Genomic DNA, 400 nt, shown 5'->3' on the forward strand with positions numbered 1-400 from the left:
CGCCTGCGAATCCGCGGCTGCGACCAGCGCCTGTCGAGCCTGCGCAACAGCGTGCAGGTGGAATGGCTGCTGGGGGTGGCCGCAGTGGCCGCAGTCTCGCTGCTGGGCACCTTGCCGCCAATGCAAGCGGTCTGAACGATCCCCCCGGTAGGAGCTGGCTTGCCAGCGAAGAGGCCCGCAAGATCGCCTTCGCCGGCAAGCCGGCTCCTACAGGACCTCCCGCGATATCTCTGCCAGCCGTAGGCGCGGGCTTGCCAGCGAAAGCGCCGGCAACTGTTCAACCGCCTGCGAATCCGCGGCTGCGACCAGCGCCTGTCGAGCCTGCGCAACAGCGTGCAGGTGGAATGGCTGCTGGGGGTGGCCGCAGTGGCCGCAGTCTCGCTGCTGGGCACCTTGCCGC

The 400-nt window shown here is 69.2% G+C and carries 2 pseudogenes; both read left to right on the forward strand.

Annotated features, from left to right (window positions below):
- Positions 1 to 135 (forward strand): annotated as a pseudogene (locus GV819_RS33450) (copper homeostasis membrane protein CopD); the annotation flags it as partial.
- Between the two features lie 138 nt (positions 136 to 273).
- Positions 274 to 400, forward strand: a pseudogene (locus tag GV819_RS33455) (copper homeostasis membrane protein CopD); the annotation flags it as partial.

The sequence above is a fragment of the Pseudomonas sp. Fl5BN2 genome, from assembly GCF_009908205.1.
Lineage (GTDB): Bacteria > Pseudomonadota > Gammaproteobacteria > Pseudomonadales > Pseudomonadaceae > Aquipseudomonas.